We start from the raw sequence: 18727 nt of genomic DNA, 5'->3' as shown, positions 1-18727 counted from the left end.
CACGCAGGCGATGCAGCGAAACTTAGGCAAACGCTGGCAACAATTGCATAACTTCGTCTATCTTGTCGCGATCCTGGCCCCCATACATTATCTGTGGTCAGTAAAGATTATCTCACCACAGCCAATCATCTACGCTGGGCTGGCTTTACTGCTTTTAGCCTTACGTTATAAGAAGTTCCGTCAATGGTGGCGCTAATTTCATGAACTGTGCGGCTTGTTGCAAAATACGCGGCGTTGAAAGTTATTTACATGTTAGCTGTTGATTATCTTCCCTGATAAGACCAGTATTTAGCTGCCATTTGCTACGAAATCGTTATAATGTGCGACCTCGTTCTCCCTGACGCAGTTTTTGAGCTGCGGAAAAGGTGACAATGGCGAAACGAAGGTATATTTTGTTTTTTGCCGGAGAATGGCAGCAGATCGCTGCACAATGTCCGTCAAGTCTCACATTGACACTCTGGGGCAAAATAGACCGGCGTCCCGGCTGGCTGGAATTTATCGCTATGCATACAGCTACTGTCGGGGCATACGCTTTACAGACGGCGGTGAAACGCCTGTCACAATCACACTAAACAAAGAGTACGGAACCCACTCATGGATATTCGTAAGATTAAAAAACTGATCGAGCTGGTTGAAGAATCAGGCATCTCTGAACTGGAAATTTCTGAAGGCGAAGAGTCAGTACGCATCAGCCGTGCAGCACCTGCCGCAAGTTTCCCGATGATGCAACAAGCTTACGCTGCACCAATGATGCAGCAGCCAGCTCAGTCTAACGCAGCCGCTCCGGCGACCGTTCCTTCCATGGAAGCGCCAGCAGCAGCGGAAATCAGTGGTCACATCGTACGTTCCCCAATGGTTGGTACTTTCTACCGCACCCCAAGCCCGGACGCGAAAGCGTTCATCGAAGTGGGTCAGAAAGTGAACGTGGGCGATACCCTGTGCATCGTTGAAGCCATGAAAATGATGAACCAGATCGAAGCAGACAAATCCGGTACTGTGAAAGCAATTCTGGTCGAAAGTGGACAACCGGTAGAATTTGACGAGCCGCTGGTCGTCATCGAGTAACGAGGCGAACATGCTGGATAAAATTGTTATTGCCAACCGTGGCGAGATTGCATTGCGTATTCTTCGTGCCTGTAAAGAACTGGGCATCAAGACTGTCGCAGTGCACTCCAGCGCGGATCGCGACCTAAAACACGTATTACTGGCAGATGAAACGGTCTGTATTGGCCCTGCTCCGTCAGTAAAAAGCTATCTGAACATCCCGGCAATCATCAGCGCCGCTGAAATCACTGGCGCAGTAGCAATCCATCCGGGTTACGGCTTCCTTTCCGAAAACGCCAATTTTGCTGAGCAGGTTGAACGCTCTGGCTTTATCTTCATCGGCCCGAAAGCAGACACCATTCGCCTGATGGGTGACAAAGTGTCGGCAATTGCCGCGATGAAAAAAGCTGGCGTCCCTTGTGTACCGGGGTCTGACGGCCCGCTGGGCGACGATATGGATAAAAACCGCGCCATTGCTAAACGCATTGGTTACCCGGTAATTATCAAAGCTTCCGGCGGCGGCGGCGGTCGCGGTATGCGCGTAGTGCGCAGCGACGCTGAACTGGCGCAATCCATCTCCATGACGCGTGCGGAAGCGAAAGCTGCTTTCAGCAACGATATGGTTTACATGGAGAAATACCTGGAAAATCCTCGCCACGTCGAGATTCAGGTACTGGCGGACGGCCAGGGCAACGCTATCTATCTGGCTGAACGTGACTGCTCCATGCAGCGCCGTCACCAGAAAGTGGTCGAAGAAGCGCCAGCACCGGGCATTACCCCGGAACTGCGCCGCTACATTGGCGAACGTTGTGCCAAAGCGTGTGTTGATATCGGCTATCGCGGAGCAGGTACTTTCGAATTCCTGTTTGAAAACGGCGAATTCTATTTCATCGAAATGAACACTCGTATTCAGGTAGAACACCCGGTTACTGAAATGATCACCGGCGTTGACCTGATCAAAGAGCAGTTGCGTATCGCTGCCGGTCAACCGCTGTCGATCAAGCAAGAAGAAGTTCATGTTCGCGGCCATGCGGTGGAATGCCGTATCAATGCCGAAGATCCAAACACCTTCCTGCCAAGCCCGGGCAAAATCACCCGTTTCCACGCACCTGGCGGTTTTGGCGTGCGTTGGGAGTCTCATATCTACGCTGGCTACACCGTGCCGCCGTACTATGACTCAATGATCGGCAAACTGATTTGCTACGGTGAAAACCGTGATGTGGCGATTGCACGCATGAAGAATGCGCTGCAGGAGCTAATCATCGACGGTATCAAAACCAACGTTGATCTGCAGATCCGCATCATGAACGACGAGAACTTCCAGCATGGTGGCACTAACATCCACTATCTGGAGAAAAAACTCGGTCTTCAGGAAAAATAAGACTGCAACAGCGTCAAAAGGCCGGATTTTCCGGCCTTTTTTATTTCTGGGGATCGGCAAGCCCCATAAGGTACAATCCCCGCTTTCTTCACCCATCAGGGACAAAAAATGGACACTCGTTTTGTTCAGGCCCATAAAGAGGCGCGCTGGGCGCTGGGGCTGACCCTTTTGTATCTGCTTGTTTGGTTAGTAGCTGCTTACTTACCTGGCGTTGCCCCCGGTTTTACCGGTTTTCCGCGCTGGTTTGAGATGGCCTGCATCCTGACGCCGCTGCTGTTTATTGGACTGTGCTGGGCGATGGTGAAATTTATCTATCGCGATATTCCGCTGGAGGATGACGATGCAGCTTGAAGTGATTCTACCGCTGGTCGCCTATCTGGTGGTGGTGTTCGGGATTTCGGTTTATGCGATGCGTAAACGGAACACGGGCACTTTCCTGAATGAGTATTTCCTCGGCAGCCGCTCTATGGGCGGTATTGTGCTGGCGATGACGCTCACCGCAACCTATATCAGCGCCAGTTCGTTTATCGGCGGACCCGGCGCTGCTTATAAATACGGGCTGGGCTGGGTATTGCTGGCGATGATTCAGCTACCTGCTGTCTGGCTTTCGCTCGGTATTCTCGGCAAGAAGTTCGCTATTCTCGCGCGCCGCTACAATGCGGTAACGCTGAACGATATGCTGTTTGCCCGCTACCAGAGCCGTTTGCTGGTGTGGCTGGCGAGTTTGAGTTTGCTGGTAGCATTCGTTGGTGCAATGACCGTGCAGTTTATCGGCGGTGCGCGTCTACTGGAAACCGCTGCTGGCATTCCTTATGAAACCGGCCTGCTGATTTTCGGCATCAGTATTGCGTTGTATACCGCCTTTGGTGGCTTTCGCGCCAGTGTGCTGAACGACACTATGCAAGGGCTGGTGATGCTGATTGGCACCATTGTGCTACTGGTCGGCGTGGTCCATGCTGCTGGCGGCTTAAGCAACGCAGTAGAGACGCTACAATCCATTGATCCGCAACTGGTAACACCACAAGGCGCTGATGATATTCTGTCGCCTGCCTTCATGACTTCGTTCTGGGTTCTGGTGTGCTTTGGGGTGATTGGCCTGCCGCATACCGCGGTGCGCTGTATCTCTTATAAAGACAGCAAAGCGGTACATCGGGGGATCATCATCGGTACAATTGTGGTGGCGATCCTGATGTTTGGTATGCATCTGGCTGGCGCGTTAGGCCGCGCGGTGATCCCTGATCTCACCGTGCCGGATCTGGTGATCCCAACGTTGATGGTAAAAGTGTTGCCGCCGTTTGCTGCCGGGATCTTCCTTGCCGCCCCAATGGCCGCGATTATGTCGACGATCAATGCCCAATTGCTGCAAAGTTCCGCTACGATCATTAAAGATCTCTATCTGAATATCCGTCCGGAACAAATGCAAAACGAGACGCGTCTGAAGCGGATGTCGGCGGTGATTACGTTGGTTCTCGGCGCGTTGCTGCTGCTTGCCGCCTGGAAGCCGCCAGAAATGATCATCTGGTTAAATTTGCTGGCCTTCGGTGGTCTTGAAGCCGTCTTCCTGTGGCCATTGGTGCTGGGCCTTTACTGGGAACGCGCTAACGCCAAAGGCGCGCTAAGCGCGATGATCGTCGGCGGCGTTCTGTATGCCGTACTTGCAACCCTAAATATTCAGTACCTGGGCTTCCACCCTATCGTGCCCTCGTTACTGCTAAGTTTGCTGGCTTTCCTGGTCGGAAACCGTTTCGGTACATCCGTCCCGCAAGCTACCGTTTTGACTACTGATAAATAAAGAGTTTTGCCATGCCTTGGATCCAACTGAAACTGAACACCACCGGCGCGAATGCAGAAGATCTTAGCGATGCGCTGATGGAAGCCGGTGCCGTTTCTATCACTTTTCAGGATACCCACGATACGCCAGTGTTTGAGCCACTGCCGGGCGAAACTCGCCTGTGGGGCGACACCGATGTGATTGGTCTGTTTGACGCAGAAACAGACATGAATGAAGTTGTGGCGATTCTGGAAAACCATCCGCTACTCGGCGCGGGCTTCGCGCATAAAATCGAGCAACTGGAGGATAAAGACTGGGAACGCGAGTGGATGGATAATTTCCACCCGATGCGCTTTGGCGAACGTCTGTGGATCTGTCCAAGCTGGCGCGATGTACCAGACGAAAATGCTGTCAACGTGATGTTAGATCCGGGTCTGGCGTTTGGTACGGGCACTCATCCAACCACCTCTCTGTGCCTGCAATGGCTCGACAGCCTCGATTTAACCGGTAAAACGGTCATCGACTTTGGCTGTGGTTCCGGCATTCTGGCTATCGCGGCGCTGAAGTTGGGCGCAGCAAAAGCTATTGGTATTGATATCGATCCACAGGCCATTCAGGCCAGCCGCGACAATGCTGAACGTAATGGTGTTTCTGATCGACTGGAACTCTATCTCCCGAAAGATCAGCCTGAAGCAATGAAGGCCGACGTGGTGGTCGCTAACATTCTCGCAGGCCCGTTACGTGAACTGGCACCGTTAATCAGCGTCCTGCCGGTTTCAGGCGGTTTACTGGGCCTTTCCGGTATCCTGGCAAGCCAGGCAGAGAGCGTTTGTGACGCGTATGCCGATAGCTTCACGCTCGACCCGGTTGTGGAAAAAGAAGAGTGGTGTCGCATTACCGGTCGTAAGAATTAACCTTCACAATGCGGCATAGTGGTGTAGCGCGAAGTGCGAGCAACATCACAAAAGGCACGTGAATTTGCTGATTATTTGAGCAAATTCACGTGCCTGAATTTTCATTCATAAAGAAAAATTGAGAACTTACTCAAATTTCTTTGAGTGCAAATTTTAGCCACTTGTTTCTAATGTGATGATTTTTATGACTAATTATTCCGCGGCGTTCATTTTAAATGCAATTCTTTGATCCATCTCAGAGGATTGGTCAAAGTTTGGCCTTTCATCTCGTGCAAAAAATGCGTAATATACGCCGCCTTGCAGTCACAGTATGGTCATTTCTTAACTCATGCGCATCGGACAATATCAGCTCAGAAATCGCCTGATCGCAGCGCCCATGGCTGGCATTACAGACAGACCTTTTCGGACGTTGTGCTACGAGATGGGAGCCGGATTGACAGTATCCGAGATGATGTCTTCTAACCCTCAGGTTTGGGAAAGCGACAAATCTCGTTTACGGATGGTGCACATTGATGAACCCGGTATTCGCACCGTGCAAATTGCCGGTAGCGATCCGAAAGAAATGGCGGATGCTGCACGTATTAACGTGGAAAGCGGTGCCCAAATTATTGATATCAATATGGGTTGCCCGGCTAAAAAAGTGAATCGCAAGCTCGCAGGCTCAGCCCTCTTGCAGTACCCGGATGTCGTTAAATCGATCCTTACCGAGGTCGTCAATGCAGTGGACGTTCCTGTCACTCTGAAGATTCGCACCGGTTGGGCGCCGGAACACCGTAACTGCGAAGAGATTGCCCAACTGGCTGAAGACTGTGGCATTCAGGCTCTGACCATTCATGGTCGTACACGCGCCTGTTTGTTCAATGGAGAAGCTGAATACGACAGTATTCGGGCAGTTAAGCAGAAAGTTTCCATTCCGGTTATCGCGAATGGCGACATTACTGACCCGCTTAAAGCCAGAGCTGTGCTCGACTATACAGGGGCGGATGCCCTGATGATAGGCCGCGCAGCTCAGGGAAGACCCTGGATCTTTCGGGAAATCCAGCATTATCTGGACACTGGGGAGTTGCTGCCCCCGCTGCCTTTGGCAGAGGTTAAGCGCTTGCTTTGCGCGCATGTTCGGGAACTGCATGACTTTTATGGTCCGGCGAAAGGTTACCGAATTGCACGTAAACACGTTTCCTGGTATCTCCAGGAACACGCTCCAAATGACCAGTTTCGGCGCACATTCAACGCCATTGAGGATGCCAGCGAACAGCTGGAGGCGTTGGAGGCATACTTCGAAAATTTTGCGTAAACAGAAATAAAGAGCTGACAGAACTATGTTCGAACAACGCGTAAATTCTGACGTACTGACCGTTTCTACCGTTAACTCTCAGGATCAGGTAACCCAAAAACCCCTGCGTGACTCGGTTAAACAGGCACTGAAGAACTATTTTGCTCAACTGAATGGTCAGGATGTTAATGACCTCTATGAGCTGGTACTGGCTGAAGTAGAACAGCCCCTGTTGGACATGGTGATGCAATACACCCGTGGTAATCAGACCCGTGCTGCGCTGATGATGGGCATCAACCGTGGTACACTGCGTAAAAAACTGAAAAAGTACGGCATGAACTAATTCAGGTTAGCTAAATGCTTGATTAAAAAGGCGCTACTCGGCATGGGGAAGCGCCTTTTTTATAGGCGTCACAAAGGGAGTGACCATGAGAACAGGATGTGAACCCACCCGGTTTGGCGATGAAACAAAAACGATCATTCAGGGTGATGCATTAGCCGAGCTAAAAAAAATCCCCACCGGGAGCATCGATCTGATCTTTGCCGACCCGCCTTATAACATCGGCAAAAATTTTGATGGTCTGATCGAAGCATGGAAAGAAGATCTGTTTATTAACTGGCTATTTGAAGTGATTGCAGAGTGCCACCGCATCCTTAAAAAACAGGGCTGCATGTACATCATGAACAGCACCGAAAACATGCCCTTTATCGATATCCAGTGTCGCAAACTTTTTACCATCAAAAGTCGCATCGTCTGGTCATATGACAGTTCTGGGGTACAGGCGAAGAAACACTACGGCTCCATGTACGAACCTATCCTGATGATGGTGAAAGACGCAAAGAACTACACATTTAACAGCGATGCTATTCTGGTAGAAGCCAAAACCGGATCGCAGCGCGCGTTGATCGATTATCGTAAAAATCCTCCGCAGCCTTACAATAATCAAAAAGTACCGGGCAACGTCTGGGATTTTCCGCGCGTGCGTTATTTGATGGATGAATATGAAAACCATCCGACGCAAAAGCCGGAAGCATTGCTGAAACGCATTATTCTCGCCTCTTCAAACCCTGGAGATATCGTTCTCGACCCGTTTGCGGGCAGTTTTACCACCGGCGCGGTCGCCGTCACAACCGGGCGAAAATTCATTGGTATTGAGATTAACAGCGAGTACATCAAGATGGGGCTCCGACGACTGGGTATCGCGTCACATTACTCCGTGGAAGAGCTGGCGAAAGTAAAAAAAAGAAAGACCGGCAACCTGTCAAAACGATGCCGGGTCAGCGAAGTTGACCCCGATCTCATTGCAAAGTAAAGGAAGTGTAAGCCTGGTTTTCAGATTATTCATTTCGTGTATATTTCCTGCCAGACTTGGTTAAACATGCACAGGCTCAGGTAATGATTCGCAAGTATTGGTGGCTCGTCGTTTTCGCTGTCTCCGTTTTTCTGTTTGATACTTTACTGATGCAATGGATTGAGCTGTTGGCTACAGAAACAGACAAATGCCGCAATATGAATTCGGTTAATCCACTTAAACTGGTTAACTGTGACGAACTGGATTTCTACAACAGAATGTAAGCTTATACGATATCTAATTCATTTGTTTTATGAATTAGTTTTGCTACATTTTTATCTGGTATGAACATTCTCAATACGTTATCGACTAAGGCGGGTGCGTGTTTATAAAGATCGTAACCCGCCATATTCATTAACCAGTTTTTGACAATTCCGCAGAAAGCACCCTCAATAATAATCATCACTACATCTAAATCGAGATTATTTTCCACACAGCCTTGTTGCTGACATTCCTGCAATATTTCGCGCAGAATCTGCGGATTAAAACCCATCTTCTCGCGTATTACGGCCTCTGCCAGCATCTCATCATTAAATTCACATTTGTGATATAAAATTTGCAGTAATGCTTGTTGGCGTGGAATTTCGGCAATATATTGCAAGCTAACAATCAGTTTTTCACGCAATTGCTGAAACGGGTTATGCTCTGCCCCTGCCGTCAACCGCTCCTGAATTAACTCCCGCAATGAAGGCTGTTGCAGCCACATCTCATTAAACAGTTGGGTCTTGTTTTCGAAATGCCAGTAGATAGCGCCACGCGTGACGTTGGCAGCATCAGCGATATCATTGAGCGTCGTCTTGCTTACACCATGCTGCGCAAACTGGGCGATGGCGGTTTCAATCAGTTCTTGCCGGGTCTTCAGAGCTTCAGCTTTGGTTCTTTTTGCCATGATTAATTATTCAGTAAATAAATACATTAGACATAAAGGAAATAATGAAAGGTAATGTATCACCCAACATTTATTTATACGAGAGGCTAAAATTCACCTGCTATAAATCGTCAAATAAACAAAATCCATTATTGACGTAGAATACATTTATTTAATGAATGTACGTTTCAATTTGCGTCAAAACAATTCCTCTCCCTTCAATTCACATCAAAACAAAACATTAGAACACGAATCTATTTTTGTGTTTATGTGCCTTGAGAGGCCAGTATTCATAACTATTTATTACATCGCCGGACGATAATTTGTAGGATAGCGAACTGTATTTTTATTTCTGCGAGTTAACGCGTTGCCTTTTTCTGGCAAATAACGCGCTTTTGTTTTTTTGAGGAATAGTAATGACGAAATATGCCAGGTTTTTCCTCCTGCCCCCCTTTATCATGATCTCCGCAGCGTTAATCGCGGGTTGCAACGATAAGGGAGAAGAGAAAGTTCACGTCGGTGAACCGCAGGTTACCGTTCATGTTGTGAAAACTGCCCCGTTAGAAGTTAAAACTGAATTACCTGGCCGTACCAACGCTTTCCGTATTGCCGAAGTTCGCCCACAGGTTAACGGGATCGTACTAAATCGTAATTTCACTGAAGGCAGCGATGTGCAAGCAGGTCAGTCCCTGTACCAGATTGATCCAGCGACCTATCAGGCAAGTTATGACAGTGCGAAAGGTGAACTGGCGAAAAGTGAAGCCGCCGCTTCCATCGCGCATTTGACGGTAAAACGTTACGTTCCGCTCGTGGGCACAAAATACATCAGTCAGCAGGAGTACGATCAGGCCATTGCTGATGCCCGCCAGGCCGATGCCGCCGTGATTGCCGCAAAAGCCACGGTCGAAAGCGCCCGCATCAATCTCGCTTATACCAAAGTAACCGCGCCAATTAGCGGACGTATCGGCAAATCGACTGTGACCGAAGGTGCTCTCGTCACTAACGGGCAAACGACTGAACTGGCGACTGTCCAGCAACTCGATCCTATCTACGTCGATGTGACCCAATCAAGCAATGATTTCATGAGACTGAAGCAGTCCGTAGAGCAAGGAAATTTACATAAGGAAAACACCACCAGCAACGTAGAGCTGGTCATGGAAAACGGTCAAACTTATCCCCTGAAAGGCACACTGCAATTCTCCGATGTGACCGTGGATGAAAGCACTGGTTCCATAACCCTACGTGCGGTTTTCCCTAACCCACAGCATACGCTTCTGCCGGGTATGTTTGTGCGCGCCCGGATTGATGAAGGTGTACAACCTGATGCCATTCTTATTCCGCAACAAGGCGTCAGCCGCACACCGCGTGGCGATGCAACCGTGCTGATTGTGAATGAGAAAAGTCAGGTTGAAGCGCGTCCAGTCGTTGCCAGCCAGGCGATTGGCGATAAATGGTTAATTAGCGAAGGGCTGAAATCTGGCGATCAAGTCATTGTCAGCGGTCTGCAAAAAGCGCGTCCGGGAGAACAGGTTAAAGCCACGACCGATACCCCCGCAGATACTGCGTCGAAGTAAGGCAATCAGACATGGCAAACTTTTTTATTCGACGACCGATATTTGCATGGGTGCTGGCCATTATTCTGATGATGGCAGGCGTACTGGCGATCCTACAATTACCTATCGCCCAATACCCAACCATTGCGCCGCCTGCGGTTTCTGTTTCGGCAAACTATCCGGGTGCTGATGCACAGACCGTACAGGATACGGTGACGCAGGTTATCGAACAGAATATGAATGGTATCGATAACCTAATGTATATGTCCTCCACCAGCGATTCCGCCGGTAGCGTAACAATTACCCTCACTTTCCAGTCAGGGACAGATCCAGATATCGCGCAAGTCCAGGTGCAGAACAAACTCCAACTTGCCACGCCGTTGCTGCCGCAGGAAGTTCAACAACAGGGGATTAGCGTTGAAAAGTCCAGTAGCAGTTATTTGATGGTGGCAGGTTTTGTCTCTGATAATCCCAGTACCACTCAGGACGATATCTCGGACTATGTGGCCTCTAACGTTAAAGATACGCTTAGCCGCCTGAATGGCGTTGGTGACGTGCAACTCTTTGGCGCACAGTATGCGATGCGTATCTGGCTGGACGCCGACCTGCTAAACAAATATAAACTGACACCGGTTGATGTGATTAACCAGTTGAAAGTGCAGAACGATCAGATAGCTGCCGGGCAACTGGGCGGAACACCAGCGTTGCCTGGGCAACAGTTGAACGCCTCGATTATTGCTCAGACCCGGTTAAAAAATCCGGAAGAGTTCAGCAAAGTCACCCTGCGCGTGAACAGCGACGGTTCAGTGGTTCGCCTGAAAGATGTCGCCCGTGTTGAGCTTGGTGGTGAAAACTATAACGTCATCGCCCGTATCAACGGTAAACCGGCAGCGGGTCTGGGTATTAAACTAGCCACTGGCGCGAACGCCCTCGATACGGCGAAAGCCATTAAGGCGAAACTGGCAGAATTACAGCCATTCTTCCCGCAGGGAATGAAGGTTCTCTACCCTTATGACACCACGCCATTCGTCCAGCTTTCTATTCACGAAGTGGTAAAAACGCTGGTTGAAGCCATTATCCTGGTGTTTCTGGTGATGTATCTGTTCTTGCAGAATATGCGAGCAACGCTGATCCCCACCATTGCTGTGCCCGTAGTGCTGTTAGGGACGTTTGCCATCCTCGCCGCTTTTGGTTACTCCATCAACACACTAACAATGTTTGGAATGGTGCTTGCCATCGGGCTGCTCGTCGATGATGCGATAGTGGTGGTAGAGAACGTCGAGCGCGTGATGATGGAGGATAATCTCCCGCCAAAAGAAGCGACGGAAAAATCGATGTCGCAAATTCAGGGCGCACTAGTGGGTATTGCGATGGTGCTGTCAGCGGTTTTTATTCCGATGGCATTCTTCGGCGGTTCCACAGGGGCAATTTATCGCCAGTTTTCTATCACCATTGTTTCGGCAATGGCGCTTTCCGTACTGGTGGCATTGATTCTCACCCCTGCATTATGCGCAACGCTACTCAAACCAGTCTCTGCCGAACATCACGATAAAAAGAGCGGTTTCTTCGGCTGGCTTAATACCACTTTCGATCATAGCGTTAACCACTATACCAATAGCGTTGGCAAAATCCTCGGTTCCACAGGGCGATATTTACTGATCTATGCGCTGATAGTTGCCGGAATGGTAGTGTTGTTTTTACGTCTCCCTTCTTCCTTTTTGCCGGAAGAAGATCAGGGGGTCTTTCTGACCATGATTCAACTTCCTGCTGGCGCGACGCAAGAGCGGACGCAAAAAGTGTTGGATCAAGTGACGGATTACTATCTGAAGAACGAGAAAGCGAACGTTGAAAGCGTCTTTACGGTTAACGGATTTAGCTTCAGCGGCCAGGCACAAAACGCCGGGATGGCCTTCGTTAGCCTGAAACCGTGGGAAAAGCGTGGTGGCGATGAAAACAGCGCGGAAGCAGTTATCCACCGCGCCAAAATGGAGCTGGGCAAGATCCGCGACGGTTTTGTCATTCCGTTCAATATGCCAGCCATTGTTGAACTGGGCACAGCAACGGGATTCGACTTTGAGTTAATCGATCAGGCCGGTCTGGGGCACGATGCCCTAACCCAGGCCCGCAACCAGTTGCTTGGTATGGCGGCGCAACATCCTGACAGCTTAGTCAGTGTACGTCCCAATGGTCTGGAAGATACCGCGCAGTTCAAACTTGAAGTTGACCAGGAAAAGGCACAGGCATTAGGCGTTTCGCTTTCTGATATCAATCAGACCATTTCTACGGCGTTGGGCGGAACTTACGTTAACGACTTCATCGACCGTGGACGGGTAAAAAAAGTGTACGTTCAGGCTGATGCAAAATTCCGTATGCTGCCAGAAGATGTCGATAAACTTTATGTCCGCAGCGCCAACGGTGAAATGGTGCCATTCTCTGCCTTTACCACTGCACATTGGGTGTATGGTTCTCCGCGACTGGAACGCTACAACGGCCTGCCTTCAATGGAGATTCAGGGGGAAGCCGCGCCAGGAACCAGTTCCGGTGATGCGATGGCGCTGATGGAAAATCTTGCGTCAAAATTACCTGCCGGCATTGGTTATGACTGGACGGGGATGTCGTATCAGGAACGCTTATCGGGTAACCAGGCTCCGGCCCTGGTAGCAATCTCCTTCCTGGTGGTTTTCCTGTGCCTTGCGGCGCTCTATGAAAGCTGGTCAATTCCCGTCTCGGTTATGCTGGTCGTGCCATTAGGGATTGTCGGTGTACTGCTGGCTGCAACACTCTTTAATCAGAAAAATGACGTTTATTTTATGGTGGGCTTGTTAACGACAATTGGCTTATCAGCCAAAAACGCCATTTTGATTGTTGAGTTCGCCAAAGACCTGATGGAGAAAGAAAGTAAAGGCGTTATCGAAGCAACGCTAATGGCGGTGCGCATGCGTCTGCGACCTATCCTGATGACATCCCTCGCATTTATACTCGGCGTGTTGCCGCTGGCTATCAGTAACGGTGCCGGGAGCGGCGCTCAGAACGCAGTGGGTATCGGTGTAATGGGTGGCATGGTCTCTGCAACATTGCTGGCTATTTTCTTCGTGCCGGTGTTCTTTGTCGTGATCCGCCGTTGCTTCAAAGGGTAAATCAGAAACATAAAGGCGTCTTCGACGCCTTTTAAATTTTCTGGAAAAATGAGAATAATTAATAGGATAAGCATTATTTTTTCTATAACCAGCAACTCATTTGCACCTTCTCCCTTCACTATTTTTACAATTCACATAATTTGTCATTATTCATCCTAAAAGAATTATAACTACCAATGATAAAATAATATCCAGATCGTTAATAAGAGAATTCACTTATTAAGCGATAGCGTTATTATTGAGGTAACATCATGAAAAGATTAATTTCTGTGGCATTGCTCACCGCATTGCTGGCGGGTTGTGCTCACGATTCCCCTTGCGTTCCGGTTTATGACGATCAGGGCCGTCTGGTTCACACCAATACCTGTATGAAAGGTACGACGCAGGATAACTGGGAAACTGCCGGAGCTATTGCTGGCGGGGCAGCGGCTGTCGCTGGCCTGACAATGGGGATTATTGCTCTGTCAAAATAACTGAACAGAGCGCGGACTTCCGCGCTCTGTTTAACGATACAGAATCTTTCTATACGTTAAACATTGCTATATTCCGCTGGCTAATTCCCTTTTAATTAAGCATTTTATCTCGTCGCTTGCCTTTCTATCGAAATAACGCATGACTTTATTTTTCAATAACATCATCCCTTCTGATACTCACGCTAATAATCATTATTCTGCTTAGTAAAATACGCGTAAATATTTTGCGCCAAAATGTGGCGCATGTTTCATTTTCGCACCATTGCGGGGCGCTGTTTCTATTATTTCCTGTCTACACTCTGCTTATTGCGTCGCGGAATCGTGCGCAAAAACTGGCACTACTTTTGCTTATAAGAGGATGGCCACAGACAGGTAAAAAACGTTTCCCAAACGTTCTATAACGATAATTTTCGCCTTACAGGAAGCATTATGAAAAAGATGATGATAGCCACACTGGCTGCCGCCAGCGTGCTGCTTGCCGTTGCAAATCAGGCGCATGCTGGCGCGACGCTCGATGCTGTAAAGAAAAAAGGTTTTGTGCAATGCGGGATCAGCGACGGATTACCGGGGTTCTCTTATGCTGATGCAGACGGTAAGTTTTCTGGTATTGATGTTGATGTTTGTCGTGGTGTTGCCGCTGCTGTATTTGGCGACGACACGAAAGTGAAATATACGCCGCTCACCGCAAAAGAACGCTTTACTGCATTGCAATCCGGAGAAGTGGACTTACTCTCCCGTAATACGACCTGGACTTCATCTCGCGACGCAGGCATGGGAATGGTATTTACTGGCGTCACTTATTACGACGGCATTGGTTTCCTGACACATGACAAAGCAGGGTTAAAAAGCGCGAAGGAACTTGATGGCGCAACTGTCTGTATTCAGGCGGGTACGGATACCGAACTCAACGTTGCCGATTACTTCAAGGCAAACAATATGAAGTACACGCCAGTGACTTTCGATCGCTCTGACGAATCCGCGAAGGCACTGGAGTCTGGTCGCTGCGATACTCTGGCTTCGGATCAATCACAACTGTATGCCTTGCGTATCAAATTAAGTAACCCTGCCGAATGGATTGTTCTGCCGGAAGTTATCTCTAAAGAACCGCTTGGCCCGGTGGTTCGTCGTGGCGATGACGAATGGTTTTCTATTGTGCGCTGGACCCTGTTCGCCATGCTGAATGCTGAAGAGATGGGCGTTAATTCACAGAACGTCGATGAAAAAGCAGCAAATCCGGCAACACCAGATATGGCGCACCTGCTGGGTAAAGAAGGCGATTACGGTAAGGATCTGAAACTGGATAACAAGTGGGCCTACAACATCATCAAACAGGTAGGTAATTACTCGGAAATTTTTGAGCGCAACGTCGGCTCCGAAAGTCCGCTGAAAATTAAACGGGGTCAAAATAACCTCTGGAATAACGGTGGCATCCAATATGCACCGCCCGTGCGTTAAGTAAGTGTGAGGTAACGAGCGTCGCTACAGCGGCGCTCTCTTTAGCGTTATGGTTTTCGAGGTTTCTATGTCTCATCGCCGCCCAACTGTTAAAGGCTCACTCTCCTTTGCCAACCCTGTGGTTCGCGCCTGGTTATTCCAAATCCTTGCCGTTGTTGCCGTCGTCGGCATTGTTAGTTGGCTATTTCACAATACCGTGACGAATCTAAGCAATCGTGGCATTACATCAGGGTTTGCCTTTCTTGATCGTGACGCTGGCTTCGGTATCGTCCAGCATTTGATCGATTACCAGCAGGGCGATACCTACGGACGCGTTTTTATTGTCGGTTTGCTCAATACGCTACTGGTTTCAGCATTGTGTATTGTGTTCGCTTCTGTTCTGGGCTTCTTTATTGGATTAGCGCGACTTTCAGAGAACTGGTTACTGCGAAAGTTATCCACAATTTATATTGAGATCTTCCGTAATATTCCGCCGCTGTTGCAAATCTTCTTCTGGTACTTTGCCGTGTTGCGCAATTTGCCCGGACCGCGACAGGCAGTGAGTGCGTTTGATCTGGCCTTTTTGAGCAATCGCGGGCTTTACATTCCCTCACCGCAACTGGGAGATGGATTTCTTGCGTTTATCGTGACCGTTGTGATGGCTATAGCCATTTCTGTTGGGCTATTTCGCTTCAACAAAACGTACCAGATAAAAACCGGTCAACTACGTCGCACATGGCCTGTCGCCGCTGTGATGATCATTGGTTTACCTTTGCTGGCGCAATGGCTTTTTGGCACAGCACTTCACTGGAACATTCCAGCCCTACAAGGGTTTAACTTCCGCGGTGGTATGGTGCTGATCCCTGAACTGGCTGCCTTAACGTTGGCGCTTTCGGTCTATACCTCTGCATTTATCGCTGAGATTATCCGCGCAGGGATTCAGGCTGTGCCTTATGGCCAACACGAAGCAGCCCGATCGCTGGGATTACCCAATACTGTCACACTACGTCAGGTGATTATTCCGCAGGCGCTGCGGGTGATTATTCCTCCGTTAACCAGCCAGTATCTCAACATCGTCAAAAACTCTTCTCTTGCCGCCGCTATTGGCTATCCGGATATGGTTTCACTGTTTGCCGGCACCGTGCTTAACCAGACCGGGCAGGCCATCGAGACGATAGCCATGACCATGTCGGTCTATCTGATTATCAGCCTGACTATCTCACTGCTGATGAATATCTATAACCGCCGTATCGCAATCGTTGAACGCTAAGGAGTCATGATGACGAAAGTATTGCTGTCTCATCCCCCGCGCCCGGCGAACCATAACCCAAGCCGCGTTATAGTTTGGGCGCGCAAAAATCTGTTCTCAAGCTGGAGTAATAGTCTGCTGACCATTGGTTGCCTGTGGCTGATGTGGGAATTGATTCCACCGTTGCTGAACTGGGCTTTTTTGCAGGCTAACTGGGTTGGGTCAACCCGCGCAGACTGTACAAAAGCAGGTGCCTGCTGGGTCTTCATCCACGAGCGATTTGGCCAGTTTATGTATGGGCTTTACCCACACGACCAACGCTGGCGAATTAATCTGGCATTACTGATTGGCCTGATTTCGATTGCACCAATGTTCTGGAAAATACTCCCCCATCGCGGTCGCTATATTGCGGTATGGGCGGTGATTTACCCGCTTATTGTCTGGTGGCTAATGTATGGTGGTTTTCTTGGTCTTGAGCGAGTTGAAACCCGGCAATGGGGTGGGCTAACACTTACTTTGATTATTGCATCAGTTGGGATTGCAGGGGCGCTGCCGTGGGGGATTTTATTGGCGTTAGGCCGCCGTTCTCATATGCCGATTGTGCGTATCTTATCCGTCATTTTTATCGAGTTCTGGCGTGGCGTACCGCTGATCACCGTGTTGTTTATGTCGTCAGTGATGCTGCCGTTATTTATGGCAGAAGGCACCAGCATCGACAAACTGATCCGTGCATTAGTCGGAGTGATCCTGTTCCAGTCCGCTTATGTTGCGGAAGTGGTGCGAGGTGGATTGCAGGCGCTCCCCAAAGGTCAATATGAAGCTGCAGAGTCGCTGGCGTTGGGTTACTGGAAAACCCAGGGACTGGTTATTCTGCCACAGGCACTGAAACTGGTTATTCCAGGGCTGGTAAACACCATCATCGCACTATTCAAAGATACCAGTCTGGTGATCATTATCGGGTTGTTCGATCTTTTCAGTAGCGTTCAGCAGGCAACCGTTGATCCCGCCTGGTTGGGCATGTCGACCGAAGGGTACGTCTTCGCTGCACTGATCTATTGGATCTTCTGTTTCAGTATGTCGCGTTATAGCCAACATCTGGAAAAACGTTTTAACACCGAGCGTACACCGCATTGAGGACACTATGAGCCAAATTTTACTGCAACCTGCTAACGCGATGATTACGCTGGAAAATGTTAACAAATGGTATGGGCAATTCCATGTCCTGAAGAATATAAATTTAATCGTGCAACCGGGGGAACGAATCGTTCTGTGTGGCCCTTCTGGTTCCGGGAAATCGACAACCATCCGTTGTATTAATCACCTGGAAGAACATCAACAGGGAAGAATCGTAGTGGATGGCATCGAACTTAACGAAGATATCCGCAATATTGAGCGTGTCAGGCAAGAAGTAGGAATGGTCTTTCAGCATTTCAATCTCTTCCCACATCTGACCGTTTTACAGAACTGTACCCTGGCGCCGATTTGGGTACGCAAGATGCCGAAGAAAGAGGCTGAAGCTCTGGCGATGCATTACCTTGAGAGAGTACGAATTGCCGAACATGCACAGAAGTTTCCCGGACAGATATCCGGTGGTCAGCAGCTACGCGTTGCCATAGCTCGTTCACTCTGCATGAAACCCAAGATCATGTTGTTTGATGAACCCACGTCGGCGCTCGATCCGGAGATGGTGAAAGAAGTGCTGGATACGATGATTGGACTGGCACAGTCGGGTATGACAATGCTGTGTGTAACGCATGAGATGGGATTTGCCCGCACTGTTGCTGACAAGGTCATTTTTATGGATCGCGGAGAGATTGTTGAGCAGGCCGCGCCGGATGAGTTTTTTGCACATCCGAAATCGGAACGCACGCAGGCGTTTTTATCGCAGGTAATCCATTAAATTGGATATGTTTTCAAAATGCAAAAAGGCCATCCTTCCGGATGGCCTTCTGCTTTATTTGATGTCTGGCAGTTCCCTACTCTCGCATGGGGAGACCCCACACTACCATCGGCGCTACGGCGTTTCACTTCTGAGTTCGGCATGGGGTCAGGTGGGACCACCGCGCTACTGCCGCCAGACAAATTCTTTTCTAACCTGCCGAACTTTAACCTAAAAAGTGGTGCTGATACCCAGAGTCGAACTGGGGACCTCACCCTTACCAAGGGTGCGCTCTACCAACTGAGCCATATCAGCACGCTAAATTTGATGCCTGGCAGTTCCCTACTCTCGCATGGGGAGACCCCACACTACCATCGGCGCTACGGCGTTTCACTTCTG

17 protein-coding genes, 1 tRNA gene, 1 rRNA gene and 1 pseudogene are annotated in these 18727 nt (G+C 49.3%); 17 read left to right on the top strand and 3 right to left on the bottom strand.

Features of this window, described 5'->3' with window-relative positions:
* From BEA93_RS23145 to BEA93_RS23095, 10 genes and pseudogenes are all read left to right on the top strand, one after another.
* A pseudogene (locus BEA93_RS23145) lies at nucleotides 1-196 on the top strand (sulfoxide reductase heme-binding subunit YedZ); the annotation flags it as partial.
* Nucleotides 197-594: 398 nt separating this feature from the next.
* The gene (gene accB, locus BEA93_RS23135) at nucleotides 595-1065 is read left to right on the top strand and encodes an acetyl-CoA carboxylase biotin carboxyl carrier protein (protein WP_000354618.1); all 471 of its coding nucleotides are present in this window, start codon (nucleotides 595-597) and stop codon (nucleotides 1063-1065) included.
* A gap of 10 nt (nucleotides 1066-1075) precedes the next feature.
* Nucleotides 1076-2425, top strand: a complete 1350-nt coding sequence (accC, locus tag BEA93_RS23130) for an acetyl-CoA carboxylase biotin carboxylase subunit (protein WP_000884623.1) — start codon at nucleotides 1076-1078, stop codon at nucleotides 2423-2425.
* Between the two features lie 108 nt (nucleotides 2426-2533).
* Nucleotides 2534-2776, top strand: a complete 243-nt coding sequence (locus BEA93_RS23125; protein WP_000381177.1) for a YhdT family protein — start codon at nucleotides 2534-2536, stop codon at nucleotides 2774-2776.
* A complete protein-coding gene (gene panF / locus BEA93_RS23120; RefSeq protein ID WP_001175693.1) occupies nucleotides 2766-4217 on the top strand; it encodes a sodium/pantothenate symporter in 1452 nt (483 codons plus the stop codon). Before BEA93_RS23125 ends, panF begins: the two co-directional genes overlap by 11 nt.
* Before the next feature lie 11 nt (nucleotides 4218-4228).
* Nucleotides 4229-5110 (top strand): 50S ribosomal protein L11 methyltransferase, encoded by an 882-nt coding sequence (gene prmA / locus BEA93_RS23115; protein WP_001517191.1) that lies wholly within the window; start codon nucleotides 4229-4231, stop codon nucleotides 5108-5110.
* Between the two features lie 328 nt (nucleotides 5111-5438).
* Entirely contained in the window at nucleotides 5439-6404 is a 966-nt protein-coding gene (dusB, locus tag BEA93_RS23110; protein ID WP_001219652.1) for a tRNA dihydrouridine synthase DusB, read from the top strand.
* Nucleotides 6405-6429: 25 nt separating this feature from the next.
* Complete coding sequence (gene fis / locus BEA93_RS23105; protein WP_000462905.1) at nucleotides 6430-6726, top strand: DNA-binding transcriptional regulator Fis; 297 nt, start codon at nucleotides 6430-6432, stop codon at nucleotides 6724-6726.
* Nucleotides 6727-6811: 85 nt separating this feature from the next.
* Entirely contained in the window at nucleotides 6812-7696 is an 885-nt protein-coding gene (gene yhdJ / locus BEA93_RS23100) for an adenine-specific DNA-methyltransferase (protein ID WP_001258882.1), read from the top strand.
* 83 nt (nucleotides 7697-7779) lie between these two features.
* Nucleotides 7780-7959, top strand: a complete 180-nt coding sequence (locus BEA93_RS23095; protein WP_001517193.1) for a DUF2556 family protein — start codon at nucleotides 7780-7782, stop codon at nucleotides 7957-7959.
* A gap of 2 nt (nucleotides 7960-7961) precedes the next feature.
* Here the strand turns inward: BEA93_RS23095 and envR are convergent, their stop codons facing one another.
* Nucleotides 7962-8624 (bottom strand): acrEF/envCD operon transcriptional regulator, encoded by a 663-nt coding sequence (gene envR, locus BEA93_RS23090; RefSeq protein ID WP_105225116.1) that lies wholly within the window; start codon nucleotides 8622-8624, stop codon nucleotides 7962-7964.
* 395 nt (nucleotides 8625-9019) lie between these two features.
* On the opposite strand from envR, the gene acrE reads away from it, so the two are divergent.
* The 7 genes from acrE to BEA93_RS23045 all read left to right on the top strand — a co-directional run bounded on the left by acrE (nucleotide 9020) and on the right by BEA93_RS23045 (nucleotide 18349).
* Entirely contained in the window at nucleotides 9020-10177 is a 1158-nt protein-coding gene (gene acrE, locus BEA93_RS23080) for a multidrug efflux RND transporter periplasmic adaptor subunit AcrE (RefSeq protein ID WP_001517194.1), read from the top strand.
* 11 nt (nucleotides 10178-10188) lie between these two features.
* A complete protein-coding gene (gene acrF / locus BEA93_RS23075; protein ID WP_105225115.1) occupies nucleotides 10189-13293 on the top strand; it encodes a multidrug efflux RND transporter permease subunit AcrF in 3105 nt (1034 codons plus the stop codon).
* A gap of 251 nt (nucleotides 13294-13544) precedes the next feature.
* Nucleotides 13545-13766 carry a lipoprotein gene (locus BEA93_RS23070; RefSeq protein ID WP_000825670.1) on the top strand — a complete coding sequence of 74 codons (222 nt, stop codon included), beginning with the start codon at nucleotides 13545-13547 and terminating at the stop codon, nucleotides 13764-13766.
* A gap of 429 nt (nucleotides 13767-14195) precedes the next feature.
* Nucleotides 14196-15221, top strand: coding sequence for an amino acid ABC transporter substrate-binding protein (locus BEA93_RS23060; protein WP_000738562.1), 1026 nt, complete (start codon nucleotides 14196-14198; stop codon nucleotides 15219-15221).
* A gap of 67 nt (nucleotides 15222-15288) precedes the next feature.
* Complete coding sequence (locus tag BEA93_RS23055; protein WP_038355785.1) at nucleotides 15289-16470, top strand: amino acid ABC transporter permease; 1182 nt, start codon at nucleotides 15289-15291, stop codon at nucleotides 16468-16470.
* 9 nt (nucleotides 16471-16479) lie between these two features.
* Nucleotides 16480-17583, top strand: a complete 1104-nt coding sequence (locus BEA93_RS23050) for an amino acid ABC transporter permease (protein ID WP_001517195.1) — start codon at nucleotides 16480-16482, stop codon at nucleotides 17581-17583.
* Nucleotides 17584-17590: 7 nt separating this feature from the next.
* Nucleotides 17591-18349 (top strand): amino acid ABC transporter ATP-binding protein, encoded by a 759-nt coding sequence (locus BEA93_RS23045; RefSeq protein ID WP_105225114.1) that lies wholly within the window; start codon nucleotides 17591-17593, stop codon nucleotides 18347-18349.
* 63 nt (nucleotides 18350-18412) lie between these two features.
* Here the strand turns inward: BEA93_RS23045 and rrf are convergent.
* Nucleotides 18413-18528, bottom strand: a 5S ribosomal RNA gene (gene rrf / locus BEA93_RS23040).
* Nucleotides 18529-18567: 39 nt separating this feature from the next.
* Nucleotides 18568-18643 (bottom strand) — tRNA-Thr (locus BEA93_RS23035).
* Between the last annotated feature and the right edge of the window lie 84 nt (nucleotides 18644-18727).

Source organism: Escherichia sp. MOD1-EC5950, assembly GCF_002965345.1.
Lineage (GTDB): Bacteria > Pseudomonadota > Gammaproteobacteria > Enterobacterales > Enterobacteriaceae > Escherichia > Escherichia marmotae.
This window is presented reverse-complemented; position numbering and strand designations above follow the sequence as displayed.

Bases quoted from the DNA above. Each gene is read 5' to 3' on its own strand.
- accB (WP_000354618.1), top strand. From the start codon at position 595: ATGGATATTCGTAAGATTAAAAAACTGATCGAGCTGGTTGAAGAATCA.
- accC (WP_000884623.1), top strand. From the start codon at position 1,076: ATGCTGGATAAAATTGTTATTGCCAACCGTGGCGAGATTGCATTGCGT.
- BEA93_RS23125 (WP_000381177.1), top strand. From the start codon at position 2,534: ATGGACACTCGTTTTGTTCAGGCCCATAAAGAGGCGCGCTGGGCGCTG.
- panF (WP_001175693.1), top strand. From the start codon at position 2,766: ATGCAGCTTGAAGTGATTCTACCGCTGGTCGCCTATCTGGTGGTGGTG.
- prmA (WP_001517191.1), top strand. From the start codon at position 4,229: ATGCCTTGGATCCAACTGAAACTGAACACCACCGGCGCGAATGCAGAA.
- dusB (WP_001219652.1), top strand. From the start codon at position 5,439: ATGCGCATCGGACAATATCAGCTCAGAAATCGCCTGATCGCAGCGCCC.
- fis (WP_000462905.1), top strand. From the start codon at position 6,430: ATGTTCGAACAACGCGTAAATTCTGACGTACTGACCGTTTCTACCGTT.
- yhdJ (WP_001258882.1), top strand. From the start codon at position 6,812: ATGAGAACAGGATGTGAACCCACCCGGTTTGGCGATGAAACAAAAACG.
- BEA93_RS23095 (WP_001517193.1), top strand. From the start codon at position 7,780: ATGATTCGCAAGTATTGGTGGCTCGTCGTTTTCGCTGTCTCCGTTTTT.
- envR (WP_105225116.1), bottom strand. From the start codon at position 8,624: ATGGCAAAAAGAACCAAAGCTGAAGCTCTGAAGACCCGGCAAGAACTG.
- acrE (WP_001517194.1), top strand. From the start codon at position 9,020: ATGACGAAATATGCCAGGTTTTTCCTCCTGCCCCCCTTTATCATGATC.
- acrF (WP_105225115.1), top strand. From the start codon at position 10,189: ATGGCAAACTTTTTTATTCGACGACCGATATTTGCATGGGTGCTGGCC.
- BEA93_RS23070 (WP_000825670.1), top strand. From the start codon at position 13,545: ATGAAAAGATTAATTTCTGTGGCATTGCTCACCGCATTGCTGGCGGGT.
- BEA93_RS23060 (WP_000738562.1), top strand. From the start codon at position 14,196: ATGAAAAAGATGATGATAGCCACACTGGCTGCCGCCAGCGTGCTGCTT.
- BEA93_RS23055 (WP_038355785.1), top strand. From the start codon at position 15,289: ATGTCTCATCGCCGCCCAACTGTTAAAGGCTCACTCTCCTTTGCCAAC.
- BEA93_RS23050 (WP_001517195.1), top strand. From the start codon at position 16,480: ATGACGAAAGTATTGCTGTCTCATCCCCCGCGCCCGGCGAACCATAAC.
- BEA93_RS23045 (WP_105225114.1), top strand. From the start codon at position 17,591: ATGAGCCAAATTTTACTGCAACCTGCTAACGCGATGATTACGCTGGAA.